The sequence below is a fragment of the Oceanimonas sp. CAM02 genome (assembly GCF_032842915.1).
GTDB lineage: Bacteria > Pseudomonadota > Gammaproteobacteria > Enterobacterales > Aeromonadaceae > Oceanimonas > Oceanimonas smirnovii.
The window spans coordinates 1-19,699 of sequence record NZ_JAWJBK010000024.1 but is presented as its reverse complement, the minus strand read 5'-3'; the positions used below and the strand labels follow the sequence as shown (position 1 = coordinate 19,699).

General features: G+C 58.9%; 18 protein-coding genes and 4 tRNA genes. 6 read left to right on the top strand and 16 right to left on the bottom strand.

Going from position 1 to position 19,699, the window contains the following annotated elements; genetic code table 11:
- Window positions 1-25: 25 nt before the first annotated feature.
- Window positions 26-1,510, top strand: a complete 1,485-nt coding sequence (locus R0I78_RS07455) for an aldehyde dehydrogenase (protein WP_317074881.1) — start codon at window positions 26-28, stop codon at window positions 1,508-1,510.
- A gap of 142 nt (window positions 1,511-1,652) precedes the next feature.
- On the opposite strand, the gene R0I78_RS07450 is transcribed toward R0I78_RS07455, so the two are convergent.
- From R0I78_RS07450 to coaA, 16 genes are all read right to left on the bottom strand, one after another.
- Complete coding sequence (locus tag R0I78_RS07450; RefSeq protein ID WP_317074880.1) at window positions 1,653-3,086, bottom strand: aspartate ammonia-lyase; 1,434 nt, start codon at window positions 3,084-3,086, stop codon at window positions 1,653-1,655.
- Between the two features lie 126 nt (window positions 3,087-3,212).
- A complete protein-coding gene (locus R0I78_RS07445; RefSeq protein WP_317074879.1) occupies window positions 3,213-4,406 on the bottom strand; it encodes an MFS transporter in 1,194 nt (397 codons plus the stop codon).
- 258 nt (window positions 4,407-4,664) lie between these two features.
- Window positions 4,665-5,768, bottom strand: a complete 1,104-nt coding sequence (locus R0I78_RS07440; protein WP_317074878.1) for a class II histone deacetylase — start codon at window positions 5,766-5,768, stop codon at window positions 4,665-4,667.
- Window positions 5,769-5,839: 71 nt separating this feature from the next.
- Window positions 5,840-7,234, bottom strand: a complete 1,395-nt coding sequence (locus R0I78_RS07435; protein WP_317074877.1) for an aminotransferase — start codon at window positions 7,232-7,234, stop codon at window positions 5,840-5,842.
- A gap of 475 nt (window positions 7,235-7,709) precedes the next feature.
- A complete protein-coding gene (locus R0I78_RS07430) occupies window positions 7,710-9,134 on the bottom strand; it encodes an APC family permease (protein ID WP_317074876.1) in 1,425 nt (474 codons plus the stop codon).
- A 93-nt stretch (window positions 9,135-9,227) separates the two neighbouring features.
- The gene (argE, locus tag R0I78_RS07425) at window positions 9,228-10,397 is read right to left on the bottom strand and encodes an acetylornithine deacetylase (RefSeq protein WP_317074875.1); all 1,170 of its coding nucleotides are present in this window, start codon (window positions 10,395-10,397) and stop codon (window positions 9,228-9,230) included.
- A gap of 120 nt (window positions 10,398-10,517) precedes the next feature.
- Entirely contained in the window at window positions 10,518-11,003 is a 486-nt protein-coding gene (locus R0I78_RS07420) for a universal stress protein (protein WP_317074874.1), read from the bottom strand.
- A gap of 14 nt (window positions 11,004-11,017) precedes the next feature.
- A complete protein-coding gene (locus tag R0I78_RS07415; protein ID WP_317074873.1) occupies window positions 11,018-12,298 on the bottom strand; it encodes a TRAP transporter large permease in 1,281 nt (426 codons plus the stop codon).
- A gap of 24 nt (window positions 12,299-12,322) precedes the next feature.
- Window positions 12,323-12,880 carry a TRAP transporter small permease gene (locus tag R0I78_RS07410; protein WP_317074872.1) on the bottom strand — a complete coding sequence of 186 codons (558 nt, stop codon included), beginning with the start codon at window positions 12,878-12,880 and terminating at the stop codon, window positions 12,323-12,325.
- A 56-nt stretch (window positions 12,881-12,936) separates the two neighbouring features.
- Complete coding sequence (gene dctP, locus R0I78_RS07405; protein ID WP_317074871.1) at window positions 12,937-13,965, bottom strand: TRAP transporter substrate-binding protein DctP; 1,029 nt, start codon at window positions 13,963-13,965, stop codon at window positions 12,937-12,939.
- Between the two features lie 74 nt (window positions 13,966-14,039).
- Window positions 14,040-14,711: a DUF1028 domain-containing protein gene (locus R0I78_RS07400; RefSeq protein ID WP_317074870.1), complete on the bottom strand. Its 672-nt coding sequence runs from the start codon at window positions 14,709-14,711 to the stop codon at window positions 14,040-14,042.
- A gap of 10 nt (window positions 14,712-14,721) precedes the next feature.
- Window positions 14,722-15,141: a RidA family protein gene (locus R0I78_RS07395; RefSeq protein WP_317074869.1), complete on the bottom strand. Its 420-nt coding sequence runs from the start codon at window positions 15,139-15,141 to the stop codon at window positions 14,722-14,724.
- 76 nt (window positions 15,142-15,217) lie between these two features.
- The gene (locus R0I78_RS07390; protein WP_317074868.1) at window positions 15,218-16,534 is read right to left on the bottom strand and encodes an NAD(P)/FAD-dependent oxidoreductase; all 1,317 of its coding nucleotides are present in this window, start codon (window positions 16,532-16,534) and stop codon (window positions 15,218-15,220) included.
- Window positions 16,535-16,846: 312 nt separating this feature from the next.
- Entirely contained in the window at window positions 16,847-17,248 is a 402-nt protein-coding gene (locus tag R0I78_RS07385) for an NUDIX hydrolase (protein WP_317074867.1), read from the bottom strand.
- A 77-nt stretch (window positions 17,249-17,325) separates the two neighbouring features.
- Window positions 17,326-17,577 (bottom strand): GlsB/YeaQ/YmgE family stress response membrane protein, encoded by a 252-nt coding sequence (locus R0I78_RS07380; RefSeq protein WP_317074866.1) that lies wholly within the window; start codon window positions 17,575-17,577, stop codon window positions 17,326-17,328.
- Between the two features lie 85 nt (window positions 17,578-17,662).
- Window positions 17,663-18,604, bottom strand: a complete 942-nt coding sequence (coaA, locus tag R0I78_RS07375) for a type I pantothenate kinase (RefSeq protein ID WP_317074865.1) — start codon at window positions 18,602-18,604, stop codon at window positions 17,663-17,665.
- A gap of 244 nt (window positions 18,605-18,848) precedes the next feature.
- Here coaA and R0I78_RS07370 point away from each other — a divergent pair.
- From R0I78_RS07370 to R0I78_RS07350, 5 genes are all read left to right on the top strand, one after another.
- Window positions 18,849-18,924 (top strand) — tRNA-Thr (locus R0I78_RS07370).
- A 10-nt stretch (window positions 18,925-18,934) separates the two neighbouring features.
- Window positions 18,935-19,019 (top strand) — tRNA-Tyr (locus R0I78_RS07365).
- 66 nt (window positions 19,020-19,085) lie between these two features.
- Window positions 19,086-19,160 (top strand) — tRNA-Gly (locus R0I78_RS07360).
- A gap of 2 nt (window positions 19,161-19,162) precedes the next feature.
- Window positions 19,163-19,238 (top strand) — tRNA-Thr (locus tag R0I78_RS07355).
- 98 nt (window positions 19,239-19,336) lie between these two features.
- Window positions 19,337-19,699, top strand: a 363-nt coding sequence (locus R0I78_RS07350) for a GTP-binding protein (protein WP_317074864.1), incomplete at its 3' end; no start/stop codon positions are given.

The following is a 19,699-nucleotide window of genomic DNA, read 5'->3' as shown; positions in this document are numbered from 1 at the left end:
GAGAACAGGGAGAGGTGGAATCATCATGGCAGCACAGCAAAAGTCATACTGGCTGGACAAGCTCGCAAATACCGAGCTGAGAACGCAGGCCTTCATCAACGGCGCATTCGTTGCCGCCGCCGACGGCGAGACCTACGACATCGTCAATCCCGCCACCGGCGAGACCGTTGCGGCCATTGCCGCCTGTGGTCAGGCTGAAGTGGACGCCGCCGTGGCGGCCGCGCGCAGCGCTTTTGAATCCGGTGTCTGGTCCGAGGCGTCCCCCCGGGAGCGCAAGGCCGTGATCAAAAAGCTGGCCCAGTTGATCCTGGACAACACCGAGGAGCTGGCGCTGCTGGAAACCCTGAACGTGGGCAAGCCCATTCAGGACTCGCTCAATATCGATATTCCCGGCTCGGCGGCCTGCTTTGAGTGGTACGCCGAAGCGGCCGACAAGCTCTACGGCGAGGTGGCCCCCACCGACGGCAACAACATTGCCACCATTACCCGAGAGGCGCTCGGTGTGGTGGCGGCCGTGGTGCCCTGGAACTTCCCGCTCGATATTGCCGCCTGGAAGCTGGCACCGGCCCTGATCAGCGGTAACTCGGTGATCCTCAAGCCTGCCGAGCAGTCGCCGCTGACCGTCCTGCGTCTGGCCGAGCTGGCCAAAGAGGCCGGCCTGCCCGATGGCGTGCTCAATGTGGTCACCGGCGACGGTCAGGTGGTGGGCAAGGCGCTGGGTCTGCATCAGGATGTGGACTGCCTGGCCTTCACCGGCTCTACCCGGGTCGGCAAGCTGTTCATGGGCTATGCGGCCGAGTCCAACATGAAGCAGGTGTGGCCGGAAACCGGTGGCAAGAGTCCCAACCTGATCTTTGCCGATTGCGATCTCGACGATGCGGTCGACAATGCCATCAACGGTATCTTCTTCAATCAGGGCGAGGTCTGCTCGGCCAACTCCCGTATTCTGATCGATAACAGTATCAAGGCACAGTTTGTCAACAAGTTTCTGGCCAAGGCCAAATCTCTGAAAGTCGGTGATCCACTGGAGCCGGATACGCAGGTGGGCGCGCTGATAGACGTTAATCACGCCGAGCGGGTACGCGCCTGCGTGCGTCAGGCTCAGGCCGAAGGCGCCCGCCTGCTGGCCGGTGGTGAAGGCGAGTCCGGCACCACTCGCATGGAGCCCACCGTGTTCGATGAGGTCACTCCCGATATGACCATTGCCCGAGATGAAGTGTTCGGCCCCGTGGTGGCGTTGATCGGCTTTGACAGTGAAGAGCAGGCGGTGAGCATTGCCAACGATTCCATCTATGGTCTGGCCGCCTCGGTATGGACCAATGATCTGAGCCGGGCCCATCGGGTGGCGCGCAAACTGCGGGCGGGCACCGTTTCGGTCAACACCATGGATGCCCTGGATTTCAGCACGCCTTTTGGCGGCTACAAGCAGTCGGGCTTTGGCCGGGACCTGTCCCTGCACGCCCTCGACAAGTTCACTCAGCTCAAGACCTCCTGGGTGAAACTGAAGTAACCCTTCCGTTTTTTTAATTCCGTCACGGCAGTACTACTTGTTGTTTCCGCCCCGGCCTGCCGGTGGCGGTTTTTTTGTGCCCGCCAACCAGATACAAAAATGCCGGGCAAGCCCGGCATCTTGTTAAGGAGGCAGTCAGGAGTTAAGCCTGCTGACGCACCATATTTTGCGGTGACAGGATCTCGGCCAACTGATCGTTGCTCAGCAGCTGCTCTTCTTGCACCAGTTCGGCCACGCCTTTACCGGTCAGCAGCGCCTTGCCGGCAATGCGGCTGGCATTGTCATAACCGATATGAGGCACCAGAGCGGTGACGATGCCGATACTCTGTTGCACGTGGCGGTCACACTGCTCACGGTTGGCGGCAATGCCACGAATGCACAGCCGGTCCAGCATGCGAATGGACTTGCTCAGAATACGGCAGTTATTCAGCAGGTTATAGATGATCAGCGGCTCCATGGCATTGAGCTGCAGCTGACCGGCCTCGGCGGCCAGGGTGATGGTGGTGTCGGTACCCATTACCTGAAAGGCGGTCTGGGTCATGGCCTCGGGGATCACAGGGTTGACCTTGCCGGGCATAATGGAAGAGCCGGGCTGCATGGCGGGCAGATCGATTTCATTAAAGCCGGTGCGCGGGCCGCTGGACAGCAGGCGCAAGTCATTGCTGAGTTTGGACAGCTTTACCGCCAGCCGCTTGAGGGTGCTGGAAAAGGTAACAAAAGCCCCCATATCATAGCTGGCTTCAATCAGATTACCCGCCTGAGACACCGGCAGGCCGCTGATGTCGGCCAGCTCGGTCACGGCAATTTCGCCATAACCGGCGGGAGCATTAATGCCGGTGCCGATGGCAGTGCCGCCCAGGTTCACTTCGCACAGCAAAGCGCAGGCGGCATTGATGCGGGCTTCTTCTTCCCCCAGGTTATAGGCAAAGGCGTCGAACTCCTGACCCAGGGTCATGGGCACGGCGTCCTGCATCTGAGTGCGGCCCATCTTGAGCACATCGGCAAACTCTGCGCCCTTGGCGGCCAGGCTGTGCTGCAGCTCTTTTACCGCCAGCTTCAGGCCCTGAGCGGCTTCAACTATGGCAAGGCGGGATGCGGTAGGGTAAACATCGTTGGTGGACTGGGAGCGGTTAACGTCGTTATTGGGGTGCAGATGCTGATATTCGCTTTTGGCAAAACCCAGTCTGGCCAGACCCAGATTGGCAATCACCTCGTTGGCGTTCATATTGGTGGAAGTACCGGCACCGCCCTGAATCAGGTCAACAATAAATGCTTCGTGGTGCTCGCCCCGCAGCAACTGGGCACAGGCGTGCTGAATGGCATCGGCTTTTTCATCGGTGAGCAGGCCCAGGCGGTGGTTGGCGCGGGCGGCGGCGGCCTTAACCATGGCCAGAGCGCGGATTAGTTCGGGAAAGTGGCTGATGGGAACGCCGGTAATATCAAAGTTCTGCTTGGCGCGCTGGGTCTGGGCACCATACCAGGCCTGGGCCGGTACCCGTTGCTCGCCCAGAGAATCCTTTTCAATGCGAATTCCTTCGGTGTTTTTCTCTTGTACCACTGTGGTTTCTGAACTCATTTTTTACCTCGGTTTATGTAATTCATCGGCATTCAGCACGATAAGAATGAAGGCCGGCACGAAACGCTCAAGGGCGGATTCATGCCGGCCATGTTACAAGCAAGCAAAGCGGCTGGCGACCTCTCTTCAGTCAGCCTGCATCATGGCCGCAGCCGGTTGTCCGGCCTCGGCCCGGCGCAGGGCGTAAAGGGCATAGAGGCCGGAGACCAAGGTCAGCAGCACGGCGGCGGCGACGAAATAGCCCAGAGTACCATAGCCGCCCAGGTCAAAGGCATAGCCCGCCAGTGCCGGGGCCACGGCGGTACCGGCCATCACGGCGGAGCCGGCGGCGGCGGCAATGCGTCCCTTGGTGTCGGCCACGCTGGCCAGGGCCATCATGCAGCTGTAGGTAAAGAAGTGGGCGGTGGACCAGAGCACCACTATGGCGGTGTAAACCGGATAACTGTCGGTCTGAGTGACCATATGGGTGATCACGCCGCTGGCGACAATCCCCAGTACCAGCAGGGTGCCCCGGCCCAGATATTTGCCGGCCCACAGCAGGATCACCGGGCCCAGCAAGGAAGTGGTGCCATGAATGCCAAACAGAAAGCCCAGAGAGTCGGGGCTCATGCCGATGCGGCTGGTGCCAATGTGTTCGGCGAAGACCCACACCATGGTGTCACGAATAAAGTAGAAACCCACCATGGCGAGAATGGCCAGGGACACCGGCTTGAGCAGTACCGAGAGGGTAGACCGGGCTTCGTTTTCCTGCTGCCTGGCGGGGTCGGGATGCTGGGGCAGCATCAGAATAAAGGGGAGCAGCAGCACGTGCACCACCGCCAGCACGGCCATGGCGCCGGCCAGTGACCAGTAACCGATGGCGGAGGGTACCAGGTTGAGCAGCACCACCATCAGAATGGTGCCGATCAGCACGATTTTGTGAATGCTTTCGTCCGGTTTTTTATAACCGGCCACCACGGCGTTACCGCAGGACAGGGCAATGCCGCTGCCGATGCCGGCAAACACAAAGGCGGCCACGGCCTGGTCGTAGCTGTCGGCCGCCATTACCCCAAGGCTGCCGGCAATGGCAATCAGGGTGGCCACCAAAGTCAGGGTACGGCGGGGTGCCTTGCCGATAATGGGAGCCACCGCCAGTGAGGCGATGCACATGGTGGCGATGTAATAGGTGATCAGGCTGCCGGCGGCGGACTCACCCACGCCGAACTCGCCCATTACCGAGGTAAAAATAAAGGGCAATATCAGCAGCGGAGCCAAGCCCACACCGTAAATGGCGGAAAACGGTGCCAGAATGGATTTATTCAGATAATTTCCTTTTATCATTTTCAACTTCTCCTTAAGTAACAAATACCGGCATTTGAAATCATTAAATGACTCAGCCGCCGTTTTTGAGCACGAGTTGGCCCGCAGGGCCATGCGGGTATACATGGCCCGGTTAACAGAAGTTTTTAAATCCAGTGCCCGGGTTGCCCGGTGGTATTTGATGTTTTTACTGTTGAATTAATCAGTTATCGGGAGCCGCGTGCTGCACCGATAACTCATGCCTTCAATAGCGAGCCGGTGACCGGCCCGCTGCATGGTTTATTTGATTTCCAGGGCCTGCTCGCGAGCCTGTTGAATCACTTCTTCCTGGTGGGGCAGCACCGAATTGGTGTAACCCAAAGTGCTGCCAAAGACCTCAAAGGGGTTTTCGGTCATGAATTCGGCGCCGGACAGGCCTTCCAGTACACCCAGCCCCATATAGGGAGTGGAGGCCAGGTCGTAGCCGCCTTCCTGGCACATCACCAGGCGACCGTCACAAAGCCGCTCGGCGGCCTTGACCACGGCTTCACTCATGGCGCGGAAGCCACTGGGCGTGACGGCCATGCGGCCCAGGGGATCGTAACAGCCCGCATCCAGACCACAGGCCACGATAATAAAGTCGGGCTTGAAGGCTTCCAGCGCCGGTACCACCACGCGGTTGATCACCTCCTTGTATACGGCGTTGCCGGAGCCCGGGGGCAGCGGCACATTGAGGTTGTAACCCTGGCCGTCGCCTTCACCCCGGTAGTCCAGTGTGCCGGTGTTTTCTTCGAGAAAGTAATAGTCCTGGTGAATGGACAGTGACAATACGCTGCTGTCCTGCCAGAAGATTTGCTGGGCGCCATTGCCGTGGTGTACGTCCCAGTCGACGATGGCTACCCGCTCAATGCCGGGGTAGCTCTGGGCGTGACGGGCGGCGAGCGAGGCGTTGTTGAGTACGCAAAAGCCGGCGCCGCGGTCGGTTTCGGCATGGTGGCCGGGCGGACGCACCAGGGCATAGGCGTTATCCACCTCGCCCTTCATCACGCTGTCGACCGCGGCCATGACGCCGCCGGAAGACAGCAGGGCAATATCAAAGCTGTTTTCGGCAAACACCGCACCCGGGCCGGCCACACCCACCGGCGTACTGCTCTGGCGGGTCAGGGTTTCAAGGTAGTCGGAAGAATGCACTCGCAGAATTTCCTGCGCCGTGGCGGGGCGGGGTTTGATGGCGGTGAGCTGGTCCAGCACACCCAAGGCCGACAGCAGGTTATAAAACCGCTTCTTGATGTCCGGGCGATCGGGGTTGGCACCCGGCTCGATATAAAAGGGGGGAAAGGCCTGATTCAGGCTGTCGTACCAGAAGTACTTTTCATTGGAGACCAGTCCGGTTCTTCTCAACATGGCTTCGCTCCGTGAGGTTGAGAACGGGTTGCCGACTGGCAACCCGTGTGTGTTACATACTGGCTTCGGGCTTACAGGAAGCCGTCCTGGCGCAGATCGCTGATGGTGGCCTCGATGCTTTCGCGCAGGGTGGCAACCAGGAAGTCGATGTGCTCCTTGGTCAGGGTCAGGGGCGGCGACAGTACGTTCATGTGCGCCAGTGGACGAACAATAAGACCGCGCTGCTGACAGTGGTCAGCAATACGGTTGCCTACCTTGGCCTCGGGGGCGATCAGCTCCTTGGTTTCCTTGTTGGCCACGTTCTCGATACACATCATGAACTTGCGGCCGCGCACGTCACCCACGATGGGCAGGTCGAGCAGGGTCTTGAGCTGATTCTCAAAGTAGGCACCCATGTCGCGAACATGGTCACACAGGCGAAGGCGTTCCATGATTTCGATGTTCTTCAGGCCGGCGGCACAGCTGACCGGGTGACCGGAGTAGGTGAAACCGTGAGTGAAGATGGCACCGTCTGCCTGGGGTTGGCTTATCACCTCGTAGATGTCGTCGGAGATGATGGTGGCACCCAGGGGCAGGTAACCGGAGGTCAGGCCCTTGGCGCAGGTGATGATGTCCGGCACAAAGTCGAACTCATCACCGGAGGCAAACATGTGGCCCAGTCGACCAAAGGCGGTCACCACTTCGTCGGACACATAAAGCACGCCGTACTTGCGGCACACGTCCAGAGTACGCTTGTGGTAGCCCTCGGGCGGAACGATAACGCCGCCGGCACCCATGATCGGCTCGGCAAAGAAGGCGGCCACGTTGTCCGGGCCCAGCTCCAGGATCTTGTCTTCCAGCTCCTGTACCTTCTGGTCGCAGAATTCTTCCACGCTCAGACCGGCCGGACGACGGTAGGGATTGGGGCAGGAAATGTGGTGAACCAGTTTTTCCTCAATGTCGAAACCAATATGGTCAAACTTCACCCCGGTGATCGACATGGCCATATAGGTGCTGCCGTGGTAGCCGTCGATGCGGGAGATGATCTGCTTCTTGCTCTTCTTGCCGAGCTGGTTGAAGTAGAAGTGGATCATGCGCACCGCGGTGTCGTTGGCCACGGAGCCGCCGCAACCGTAAAACACATGGTTCAGGTTGCCCGGGGCCAGCTCGGCCAGTTTGGCGGCCAGCTGAGCGGCAGGCACTGTGGTGTGGTGACCAAAGCAGGAATAGTAGGGGATCTTGCGCACCTGCTCGGCAATGGCCTCGGCCATTTCTTCGTTGCCGTAGCCGATGTTCACACACCAGAGTCCGCCGATGCCGTCCAGGTAACGGTTGCCGTCACCATCGACCACGTGCACGTTGTCGCTGTCGGCCAGTACCATGGAGCCGGTTTCCTTGAAAGTGGAGAAGTCGGTCCAGGGGTGAATGTAGTGATCCCGGTCCTGTTGCCACACTTGCTGCATGCTGGGGTTGGTAGGTTTGGACATTTTCAATAGCTCCTTTGAACGTGCCTTGTTGCCGTTACCGGCATCCTGGGACTTCCCTTGGAAGTCGTGGTTCAGGCTGAACCGTGATGAAAAACTTATGGAACCGATGTTAAGAGTTATTGCGCTATTGTTAAAATATCTTTTTTGCCTCCCTTGGATTAATAAACTTAATTCAGAGCTCGGATTTCGATGAATTTTTTTGTAAGTATATGATTAATAATGATTTGTGATTTTTTGAGTCCGTTATATTTTGAGCGATTGATCACAAAAAAGTTTCAGGTTGTCCTGGTTTGTTACGTGGTTGAAAATTCGGGGTAATCGTAAAAATGTGAGCTGGCCCCTGTTAAGGGTCATCGGGCAGGGCTGAAAGAGGTAAAAACAGGAGTTTGTGTACAGGGTGAGGGTATGGTTGTAAGCATGTGGTCAAAATAAAAACGGCGGCCACAGAGGCCGCCGTTGCAGGTATCAGCAGGGGTTATTTGGCGTTCAGCACTTTCTCAATGGGCTCGGGCTCAAACAGTTTCTTTTTCATCACCAGCTTGACCCAGAACACGCCGATCACCGAGACAATGCCCAGCACCACACCGGCGGCGCCGAAGATCTGGCCACTCAGCTCGGGGGCGGGAGAGGCGTAGTACACGGCGTAGATCATGCCGGCAATACCGACAATCTGGGGCAGCGGATAAAAGGGCGTCTTGTAGGGACGCTTCAGGTCCGGGTAGCGGCGACGCAGTACCATGACGTTGACATGAGTAATGATGTAGGCCAGCAGCCAGGCGATGGCGGCGGAGATCAGCAGCAGGCCGATGGCATCCGGGTCATCGCCCATGATCAGCATGGGCAGGCCGGTAATGGCGGCCACAAACAGTACTGCCACCCAGGGGGTTTTGGTGGTACGGCTCAGTGTCTTGAACTGGGGAAACGCCTGGCCGTTTTGCGCCATGCCGTAGAGCATGCGCGGAATGGCCGCCAGCGAGGTATTCACCGTGCTGCAGGTGGCGGTAATGGCGGCAATGGCCAGGAAGGTCAGACCGGTCTCCCCAAACACCGCCTGGGCGAAGTCGTAGTGAGGCAGGGCCGAGCCGGCCAGCTTGTCTGCCGGAATGTAAAACAGCGCACCCAGGCAGTAGATGGCGATGGTCACAAAGATTACTGTCACCCCCAGGCTCATGGAGCGGGGAATGTTACGCTCCGGCTGTTTGGACTCTTCCACCAGCGGGCACACAAACTCGGCGCCCACAAAGCCCCAGATGGCCAGCGCCACCAGGGCAAATACACCGGTACCCAGTGGGTTCCAGTCGCTGGTCAGATCAATGCCGGCGGTGTGCGGGTTGGCCACGCCACCCAGGGCGGACAGGCCCAGGGCCAGCAGCACCAGCACCATGATAAAGGCCAGCGCCGACTGCAGTTTGGCGAACAGGTCAATGCCCATCAGGTTGAGTACGGTAAACACGCCCAGCAGGCCAATGCCGATGCTCATGGGCGGAAACACCCCCGGGTAGATCTTGTCGATAATAAAGTCGAGCAGCAGCAGCTCCGCCGACAGGGCAAACATGGCCACGACGATATAGCCGGAGAACACCGCCAGAATCGCCGGAAAGTGACCAATGGACACCTCGGTATAACTGCTCAGGCTGCCGGCGCGGGGGATCATCAGCGACAGTTCGGAAAAGGACGCCACATAGGTCAGTGCCAGTATGTAACCAATGGCCAGGGGAATGATAAAGCCGAGGCCGGCAATGCCGGCGCCCTGCAGCATCAGTACCATCACACCCTGGGATACCACCAGGCCCACGGCCACGGCCAGTAACGAACCCAGGCCCAGAGTTCGGCCAAAGCCGGTTTTTTGATGATTTGCGACCGCGCCGGGGGCGACGGTCATGGTGACATTTTCGGACATAATTCCTTTACTCCTGAATGTGCGATCTGGCCGGGCTTTGCTCACGCATCCCTGCGCGCAACGGGTGTGAACGGCGCCGGCCGGGTTGGGGGCTTATTCCCCGTGGGGAAGGCTCAGTTGCTCCAGCAGGCGGGCCATAAAGCGCTCGCCCAGCTCAAGCTGGCTGATCTCGATAAATTCGTCGGGCTTGTGACCCTGGGCCATGCTGCCCGGACCGCATACTACGGTGGGCACGCCCAGTACCGTGCTGAACAGGCCGCCCTCGGTGCCAAAGCCAATGGTGTGGCAGCCGTCGGTTTGGGCCAGGCGCTGCACAAAGGCCACCACCTCGGCATCGCTGGCGGTGCTGAGACCGGGATATTCGGTGGTGATGGCGATGTCGATGGCGCACTCGGGAGCGGTGTTGCGCATTTCGGCCACCAGGGTCTCGGCGTAGTCGCCAAAACGGGCCAGCAGGGCACGGGGGTCTTCACCGGCCACGTTGCGGATCTCAAACAGAAACTCGCAGTGGTTGGGCACTATGTTGAGGGCGGTGCCGCCGTGAATGGTGCCGGTATGTACCGTGGTATAGGGAATGTCATAACCGTCTTCAAACGGACCCTGCTCGCGCTTTTGCGCTGCCAGTTGCTCCAGCCAGCACACCAGGCGGGCGGCATAGTTGACCGCATTGACGCCATAGGGAGCCATGCCGGAGTGATATTCCTTGCCGGTTACCCGCACCCGGGCGGCCAGCTTGCCCTTGTGAGCAGTGACCACCTTCATTTCGGTAGGCTCGCCAATAATGCACAGGGCCGGCTTGATGGGCAGCTCGGCCAGATTCTCAATCAGCCGGCGCACGCCCACGCAGCCGATTTCCTCGTCGTAGGAAAACGCCAGGTGCACCGGAGTATGCAGCTCGGCCCTGGCCAGCACCGGTACCGCCGCCAGCACCACCGCCAGAAAGCCCTTCATGTCGGCGGTGCCACGGCCATAGGCGCGCTCATTGGCCAGGGTTAGCTGGTGTGAAGGCAGAGTCCACTGCTGGCCGGTTACCGGCACAGTGTCGGTATGGCCGGAGAGCATGACGCCGGGCTTGGCGGCCGGGCCCAGGGTGGCGTAAAGGTTGGCCTTGTTGCCGGCCTCGTCGTGCACCAGATAGCTGTCGACGCCCTGCTCCTTGAGATAGCGCTGTATGTAGTCCATCAGCGCCAGGTTGGAGTGGGCGCTGGTGGTATCGAAACCGATAAGCTGTTGCAGAATATCGAGGGTAAGGGCGCTGGCCATGACGTCTCCGATTGGGTTGCGACCGCTCAACCGAGCGCGGTCCGGGTTCTGGATGTAAATGGTATGTAATGCTTTTGTATGTGGAAAGTATTATTAAACTTTGCCTTGGATAGACAAAATTTATTCAGGGGCCATGGCCGGCCGGCGTACCCGCAGACAGCTGCAGTGCGCCTGGGCGCTGATCTTGTCGGCAATACTGCCCAGCAGCCGGCCCTGCATGTCGCCCTTGGGGCGGCTGCCAATCACGATGGCATCCACCCCCAGTTGCTCGGCCTGCTCCATGATCACCGTCGCCGGCGAGCCCCGGCGCAGTAGTCCTTCGGCCTGCAGTCCCTGCCGGGCTAGCCGGTTTCGGCCCCGTTCCAGCACTTCTTCGGCGAGGGACTTCAGGCTCAGCTCCACCGGGCTGGCATCCTCAATGGGACCAACCCGGATCTGGGTGTAGCGGCTGTTGGTATAGGAAAAGTGCCGGTACACGCTGATCAGGGTCAGCCGGCAGTCATGGCTTTTGGCCAGGCTGGCGGCCATGTCGAGGGCGGCCTCGGCGTCCGGCGAGTCGTCGAGGGCCACCAGCAGATGTCTGAACGCAGGTTGTAACGCTTTCATGGTGATACTCCTTGTCAGGTGGCCAGCAGATCGCGCAGGAACAGGGCGATCTGCGGAAACAGCGCCAGCAGCACAGCGGTGATCAGCAGCATGACGATAAAGGGCGGCGTGCCGCGGATCACGTCCATATAGGGCCGGCGGAAAATGGCGATGGCGGTGAAGATGTCGCAGCCAAAGGGGGGCGTGGCGGAGCCGATGGCCACCTGCAGGGTGATCATGGTGCCCACCAGTACCGGATCCAGCCCGGAGGAGCGGATCAGCGGCAGAAAAATGGGGATCAGGATCAGCATGACCACGATGGGATCGACAAACATGCAGCCCACAAAGAAGGCGATGGCAATGCACACCAGTACCGTCATCGGACTGGCCTGCTCCAGGTGCAGCCCCTCAATAATGGTTTGCGGCACTTCCGCATAGGACAGTGCCCAGGAAAAGGCGGTGCCGGCGCCGATCAGAATAAACACCACGGCGGTGACCAGGCCGGTGGACAGGGCAATGGCGCCGATATCTTTCCACTGAATGGAGCGGAAGATCACCATTTCCAGCAGCATGGCATAGAGCACGCACACGGCGGCGGCTTCGCTGGGGCTGAACACGCCGCCATAAATGCCACCCACAATAATGATGGGAAAGCCGGTGGGCCAGATGGCCCGGCGAATGGCCTGCCAGCGCTCGGCCCAGCTAGCCCTGGGTTCCACCGGAATCTTGTGGCGCCAGGCGTAGTAGACCGCATAGGCGGAAAACATCAGCAAAATCAGCAGGCCCGGACCGATGCCGGCGATAAACAGCTCCGAAATGGAAGTGCCGGTGAGCACGCCATAGATGATCATGCCGATGCTGGGGGGGATCAGAAAGGCGATGTCGGAGGCGTTAATGGCCAGCGCCATGGTGAAGTGATCGCTGTAGCCGGCCTTGAGCATGCGCGGGCGCATGGGGCCGCCCACCGCCACGACTGTGGCCTGGGTGGAGCCCGACACGGCACCGAACAGGGTGCAGGTGGTGGCCACTGTGACCGCCAGCCCGCCTCTGAAGTGACCGACAAAGCGCATCACCAGATCGAGCAGACGATCGGACGAGTGCCCCCGGGTAATGATGTCGGCAGCCAGAATAAACATGGGCACGGCGGTCAGCGCCGTGGGTTTTACCCCGCCCACCATCTGCTGAATGATAATGGTGGGGTTGAGCATGTCAAAGTAGAGAAAAAACGCCGCCAGGGTGGCGATCAGTAGCGGCATCAGCATGGGAAAACCCAGCAGCAACAACACCAGCATGGTGCTCAGCATTACCGTGGTCATGGAGATCTCCTTCTCTGATAACGATCAGAGCGATTGTTCCGGGTGCGAGTCGTCGTAGATGTCCAGCGCGTGAAACGACAGAAACACATCACGGCTTTGCAGGTTGCGGATAAAGGCCAGGCTGTATTGCAGGCCGCCGATAAAGAGCCCCAGGGGTACCACCAGCAGGGTCCAGTACAGGGGAATTTGCAGGGCGGCGGTGAGCATGCCCCGGCTGGCCATTTTGGCCACATAGAGCCAGGCGTAATAACTGAGCAGATAGAGGGTGGCGGCGGTGCTCAGGGTGATCACCAGCATCAGCCATTTTTTGTGGCGGTTGCTGAGCATGTCGTAAAAGGCCGACATGCGAATATGGCGGCCCTGGCGAGTGACATAGCCCAGGCCCATAAAGGTGATCACCACCATCAGGATCTGGTTCAGCTCTTCGGAAAAGTACAGACTCTGGCTGAACAGGTAGCGGCCAAAGACGTTAATGATGGTGTTCAGCGCCATCAGCAGCACGCCACCGGCCAGGCAGGTAATTTCCAGCCCCTGCAGGCCACGGTCGAGCCGGATCAGGCCACGTTCAAGCAAGTGCACCATGGCATCATCCTCGAATAGAGCCGCCATTGTGCTGAATGGCGGCGGTGAGGGAAGGATCAGTTCAGTCGCTGTTCCAGCTCGGCGCGTTCCGCCAGAAAATCCGTGAGGATTTGCTGACCCTTGCCGTCGGTCATGTCGACAAACTTCTTGCGGGTCTGCTCGGCCCGGGCCCGAAAGGCATTACGCTCGCTTTCGTTCAGGCTGATGTAGGTCATTTCCGGCTTTTCCTTGAGAATGCGCGCAAGGAACTCCTGCTCCAGACGCGGCACCTCGTCCATCATGTAGTGGGTCACTTCGGTCATGGTGTCGCGGATCAGTTGCTGACGCTCGGCGGGCTGATCCTGGAACCAGTCGTCACCGGTGATGATGGAGCTGGTAAAAAGCTGGTGACGGGCGGAGATCAGGTAGTCGGTGACTTCAAAGAACTTGCTTTGATATACCGAGGAAATGGGCTGACCCACGCCGTCGATCATCTTCAGCTGCAGAGCACCGTAGATTTCGCCAAAGGGCAGGGGAGTGGGGCTGGCGCCCAGATCCTTGAAGGCTTCCACCTGCAGCGGTGACACCAGAATGCGCATCTTGAAGTTGTCGAGATCCGCCGGTGCGTGCACTTCCCGGTTGGCGGCCCAGGCGTCTTCCCCTTCGGAGTAGATGCTCATCAGGCGCAGGCCGGTGCTGGAAAAGCTTTGCTCCATGCCCTGATAGACGGTGCTGGAGTCGGTCATCAGCTGTTTGTTGACCTCGTTGTTTTCCGACAGGATAAAGGGAATGGAAAACAGCTGGATCTCGGGCACAAAGGTGCCGAGGTGGCCAAGGGAAATGTTGGCAAACTGCAGGGCGCCGTCGGCTACCAGCTCGGTGGCATCTGCCGAGGTGCCGAGGGTGCCGCCGTAGTAAATCTTGACCTCAACATCGCCGTCGGTCTTGGCTTCAATCCGCTTTTTGAATTCCTGGGCGTACATGTCCTGAATGTCACCCTGTGATACCTCGATGGCGTACTTCCAGGTTTCGGCCTGAACGCCGGTGGCGAGGCAGGCGAACGAGGCGGCGGTAGCGACGGTTGAAAGGGATTTGAACAGTTCCATTGGTTACTTCTCCATATTGGCCAGAATCAACACAAGCCGCGGGCACTGGTCGGTGTGCCCGCGGGAATTCACGATTATTCGTCTCCCGGTACACCAAAGGAGTCGGCACTGGCCGGATCCGCGGCGCGGGTAATGTAGGCCTGCATCTGGGGCTCATACTCCTGCCACAGCAGGCGCAGGTCATGAATGGGCGCAACGTGCCAGTCGACCCGCAGATCCACCACAGGCCAGCTCGGCTCGGCGCTCATCAGCAGGCCGGCAGAGCGCACCGGTCCCAGCTCGCCGCCGGCGGCCAGACCCGCTTCCAGTGCCTGCAGCAGGCGCTCGGCCAGATGACCTGTGCTTTGCTCAAAGGCGGTGATCATGGCCTGAGGCACGTCTGTATTGGCCAGCAGGTTGCCCATGGCCAGGCAGTTTTTGCCCTGGGCCATGGCGTGAATACCCAGAGACTGCTCGCCGCTGAAGGTGGCGCTTTCGCCTTTGGCATTGAGTACCCCCAGCTGACGCCACTCCACGTTGGCATCGGCACCGGCCTGAGCGCGCAGCACTTCTTCCGGGGCCACGCCTTCCTGTAGCAGGTCGAGGGCCAGCGGCCCCAGCGCGGGGTTGGTGACGTTCTGGGTCAGGGCCACGCCCACGCCGTTGCGCACAAAGGCACAACGGCTGGCCACGGCAATGCTGGATGAGGTGATGGCGCAGCCCATCATGCCGGTTTCGGGGCATACCCCGGCAACGGAAAAGGTCATGTCGGTCTCCTTACTCCTGGTCTTCCGGGATCACGGCGATCACGTCGATTTCCATCAGCCATTCGGGCTGGGCCAGACCGGCCACCACCAGGCCGGTGGAGATGGGGTAAACGCCCTTCAGCCACTTGCCCACTTCCCGGTATACCGGCTCGCGAAAACGGGGATCGGTAATAAAGGTGGTGGTTTTGACGATGTGGCTCATGTCGGAGCCGGCTTCTTCCAGCAATTGCTTGACGTTCTTCATGGCCTGCTCGGCCTGGGCGCGGGGATCGCCCAGCCCCACCAGGTTGCCTTCAAAGTCGGTGCCCACCTGGCCGCGCACATACACTGTGTTGCCGGCGCGAACGGCCTGGCACAGATCGTTGTCCAGGGTCTGGTTGGGGTAGGTTTCCTTGGTGTTGAACATGCGAATGCGAGTATGAGTGGCCATGGGGCGCTCCGGTTAATGCTGAGTGAATAAACGAACAGGGGCCGGCACAGTGCCGGCCCGGATTAATAGCTTAGTTTCAGGCGACGCTTTCTTTTTTGGCGTCACGAATGTCGCTGATCTTGTCGGCGTCGCGCTGGTCGGCGTCCTTGTAGGCGGCGTATTTGCGCTGAGTGGCGATGTGATCGGCAATATGCTTGGCGTCGTGCCACACACCCCAGATAAAGGTGGAGCCACGGCGGGACAGCCAGGGCAGACCCACAAAGTACACACCCGGCTCGGTGGACACGCCGCGCTTGTGCTGGGGCTTGCCCTTGTCGTCAAAGGCGTTCACGTCTAGCCAGCTGTAATCCGTGGTGAAGCCGGTGGCCCAGATGATGGAGTTGATACCGGCCTCGGCCATGTCCAGCTCCAGAGTCGGCTTGGTCATGCACTCGGGATCCGGCAGCAGGTCACGGGCGTTCGGCTCTTCCGGCAGATCCAGGTCGTTGCGGGCAATGTAGGCGTCGGCCGCATCCAGTAGTGCCAGGTAGTTGGCGTCGCCATTGCGAATGTTTTCCGCCAGATCCTGTTCAAAGGTGACCTTGCCGTTGGCAAAGGTACCGGTGCGACCCACCAGCTTGATGCCCTGTCTGGCCAGCTTGCGGAAGTCCACGGTGTGGCCGCCACGGGCGCCGCTGACGGCAATGGTGACGTGCTCGGTACCTGGCTTCATGGCTTCGGCGTCCCACTCGCCCAGCACACCCAGCCACCAGCAGAAGTCGCGGTTGCGGTAGGCGCGGGGCGGACGGTCGTGAGGACCTACCGACAGGTAAACGGTCTTGCCGGCCCGCTGCAGCTCGTCTGCGATCTGCACACCGGAAGAGCCGGCACCCACTACCAGTACGCCACCTTCGGGCAATTGCTCGGGGTTGTGGTATTGGGATGAGTGGATTTGGTGCAGATTGTCGTCCTTGGGCGCAATCGGCGGAATGGCCGGGCGCTGGAACGGACCCGTGGCGGCCACCACCCGGTTGGCCTGAATTTCGCCGATGGAGGTGTCCACGGTGAAGCCCGGGCGATCGGGGTTGCGAATCACCTTTTTCACTTCCACTCCGGTGCGAATGGGGGCGTTGAACTTCTCGGCATAGGCTTCAAAGTAGGCGGCAATGCGCTCCTTGGGCGCGAAAGCGTCCGGGTCCAGGTCATCGAACTCCAGGCCGGGAAAGCGGTCGTGCCAGGCCGGGCCGTTGGCGACCAGGGAATCCCAGCGCTCGGTACGCCAGCGCTCGGCGATGCGGTTGCGCTCCAGCACCAGATGGGGCACACCCAGCTTGGTGAGGTGTTCGCTCATGGCCACGCCGGCCTGACCGGCGCCTACAACGAGAGTATCTGTTTCGATTTTTTCCACGGTCATGTCGCTGTCCTTCTTGAATAACGGTTTGTGTCAGGTCGGTCGTGGCGGCCTGTTTCCTCTTGTTGCCATCAAGAGTACGGAGCGACACAGCATCGGTAAAATATTATTAACATTACAATTACATTTGAAAAGCTGATGCTAACAAAAACCACTGATTTTAAAGGGATAAATGCGGGATAACGGGAGTGAGGGGAATGTTGAAAAGGTGAGTGCTTTGCGCGTAGAGCGCCAGGGTGGAAGCGTTAAAGCCGTGAGAGCTGCCGTTGGAATAGGCTCCCGCCTGCGTGGGAGCGACGACGAGTAAGAGCGGGATCAGCCCCGCTGCGAGCGTTCGATAATGTCTTGCAGATCCGGGCACAGCGGGAAAGGCAGGGCCTCGGGGCTGAACCAGGCCACGGCATCGGCGTCGTCGTCGGCTACGGGGGTGCCGCTCTGGTAGTGGCCGCGTACTGCCACCATCACATAATGATGAGCCAGCTCTCCGGCTTCTTCGGCCAATACGTCGTAACAGGCAAAAGGTGACTCCATGCTTGCCACTATGCCGGTTTCTTCCTGCAGCTCACGGGCAGCACCTGCGCTCATGGTTTCACCCCATTCCAGCTTGCCGCCGGGAAAGCCCCAATGGCCGGCATGGGGAGCGTGTTTGCGTTTCACCAGCAGCACTTGCTGCTGATGCCAGACCACGGCGATAACGCCAACTTTCGGTGCCTTCATGAATTTTCCCTGGCTGGATAAGTGAAAAGATATTGTGCCAAAGCCAGACCGGCTTCGGCGAATTTAATATACAAGGATCAGGATCGGCTGATTAACCGATAAACAAACAGCAGAAACAAGGCACCGATAACGGCAGTCACAATGCTGCCTAGATTAAAGCCGGTTACACTGCCAAAACCCAGCTGTACACCGATCCAGCCACCCACAAAGGCACCGGCCACACCCAGCAGTGTGGTCATAATAAAACCACCGCCATCCCGGCCCGGCATAATCCACTTAGCCAGAAAACCGGCGATCAGCCCGAAGATAATCCAGCTTAAAATACCCACAGGCACCCTCCTGATTGCTTTTTCATCTGTATACAGTCTAGTTCAGACTGCTATCTTGCCGCTGACAACTCGTCTTGTGCCTGCATTATTTTTTCAGCCGTATCTGCTCTATCTGATGCTGATGCCCTTTGGTCAGGATCAGCTCGGCCCGATCCCGGGTGGGCAGTATGTTTTGCTTGAGGTTCTTGTAGTTGATTTCCTGCCAGATGCGGCTGGCAGTGGCCACCGCTTCTTCTTCGCTGAGACGGGCATAGTGATGAAAGTAGGAGTCGGGATCGGCGAAGGCACCGGAACGCAGCTTGAGAAAGCGCTCCACATACCAGGTTTTCAGCAGTCGCTCGTCGGCATCCACATAAACCGAAAAATCCACAAAGTCCGATACAAACACGCGGTGGGGATCGTGAGGGTAGTCCATGCCGCTCTGCAGCACGTTCAAGCCTTCAATAATGACAATGTCGGCCTGCTCTACCGCGACTTTTTCACCGGGTACAATGTCGTAGCTGAGGTGAGAATAAACCGGCGCACAGACATTTTGCTTGCCTGATTTAATATCGGATACAAACTGCACCAGCCGGCGCATGTCATAGGATTGAGGAAAGCCCTTTTTCTTCATCAGGCCCCGTCGTTCCAGCTCGGCATTGGGGTAAAGAAAGCCGTCTGTGGTGACCAGAGTAACGCGCGGGTGCTGGGGCCAGCGCTCCAGCAGGGCCTGCAAAATGCGGGATGTGGTACTTTTACCCACGGCCACCGAGCCGGCTACGCTGATCACATAAGGCACGCGGTGAGGTTCATTGCCCAGAAACTGATCCAGCACTTTGCAGCGGCGCTGCTTGGCCTTGACATAAAGATTGAGCAGGCGGGACAGGGGCAGATAAATGTCGCGCACTTCTTCCAGCGAAATACGATCATTCATGCTGCGCAGACGCATCAGTTCGTCTTCGCTCAGGGGCTGTTGCACGGACTCGCGCAGTTCTGACCAGGTTTGGCGGGAAAAGGTCAGATAAGGAGAATGGGTGTCTGTCTTCATCAAGGGGTATCCTGTGAGTCGCCGCTCGACCATACACCAAAGCCAGCGGGTACAACAAGGCAACAACGAGTCCGTTGGTGATGGTTATGTGCACCCGCTCTCATTAACGCGGATATAACAGATGGGCAGTGAAAGCGCAGCTTCTGATGTTTTTTTGCCCGAACGGTTCCGGCCCTTATAAAAACTTTGCAAAAGGGTATTGCATACAGGCATGGCCATGCCCTATAGTTCGTCCCGCTCGTGTGCCGGCATAGCTCAGTTGGTAGAGCAACTGACTTGTAATCAGTAGGTCGAGGGTTCGACTCCTTCTGCCGGCACCATTTAAAATCTGGAGGGGTTCCCGAGTGGCCAAAGGGATCAGACTGTAAATCTGACGGCTCCGCCTTCGCTGGTTCGAATCCAGCTCCCTCCACCAAGTTCCAGTGTTCGTCCCGAGACGGGCATTAAAAAGCGGTTTGAGGTCGTTCAAGTAAAGACCCCCGCGGGCATCGTATAATGGCTATTACCTCAGCCTTCCAAGCTGATGATGCGGGTTCGATTCCCGCTGCCCGCTCCAGTGCTGATATAGCTCAGATGGTAGAGCGCACCCTTGGTAAGGGTGAGGTCCCCAGTTCGATTCTGGGTATCAGCACCACTTCTTTACTACAACACCCTCAGGCCTTTTTTGTTATATACTTCCTGCTTGTGATTCGCGTGGTATAGCTCACCACCCAACCAGTTAGAGGGACGAGCATGTCTAAAGAAAAATTTGAACGTACGAAACCGCACGTTAACGTTGGTACCATCGGCCACGTTGACCACGGTAAAACCACTCTGACCGCTGCCATTACTACTGTTCTGGCCAAAAAAATGGGTGGCTCTGCCCGTGGTTACGATCAGATCGATAACGCACCGGAAGAAAAGGCCCGTGGTATCACCATCGCCGCTTCTCACGTTGAGTACGACACCGAAGCTCGTCACTACGCTCACGTTGACTGCCCCGGTCACGCTGACTACGTGAAAAACATGATCACCGGTGCTGCTCAGATGGACGGCGCTATCCTGGTAGTAGCTGCTACCGACGGCCCCATGCCGCAAACCCGTGAGCACATCCTG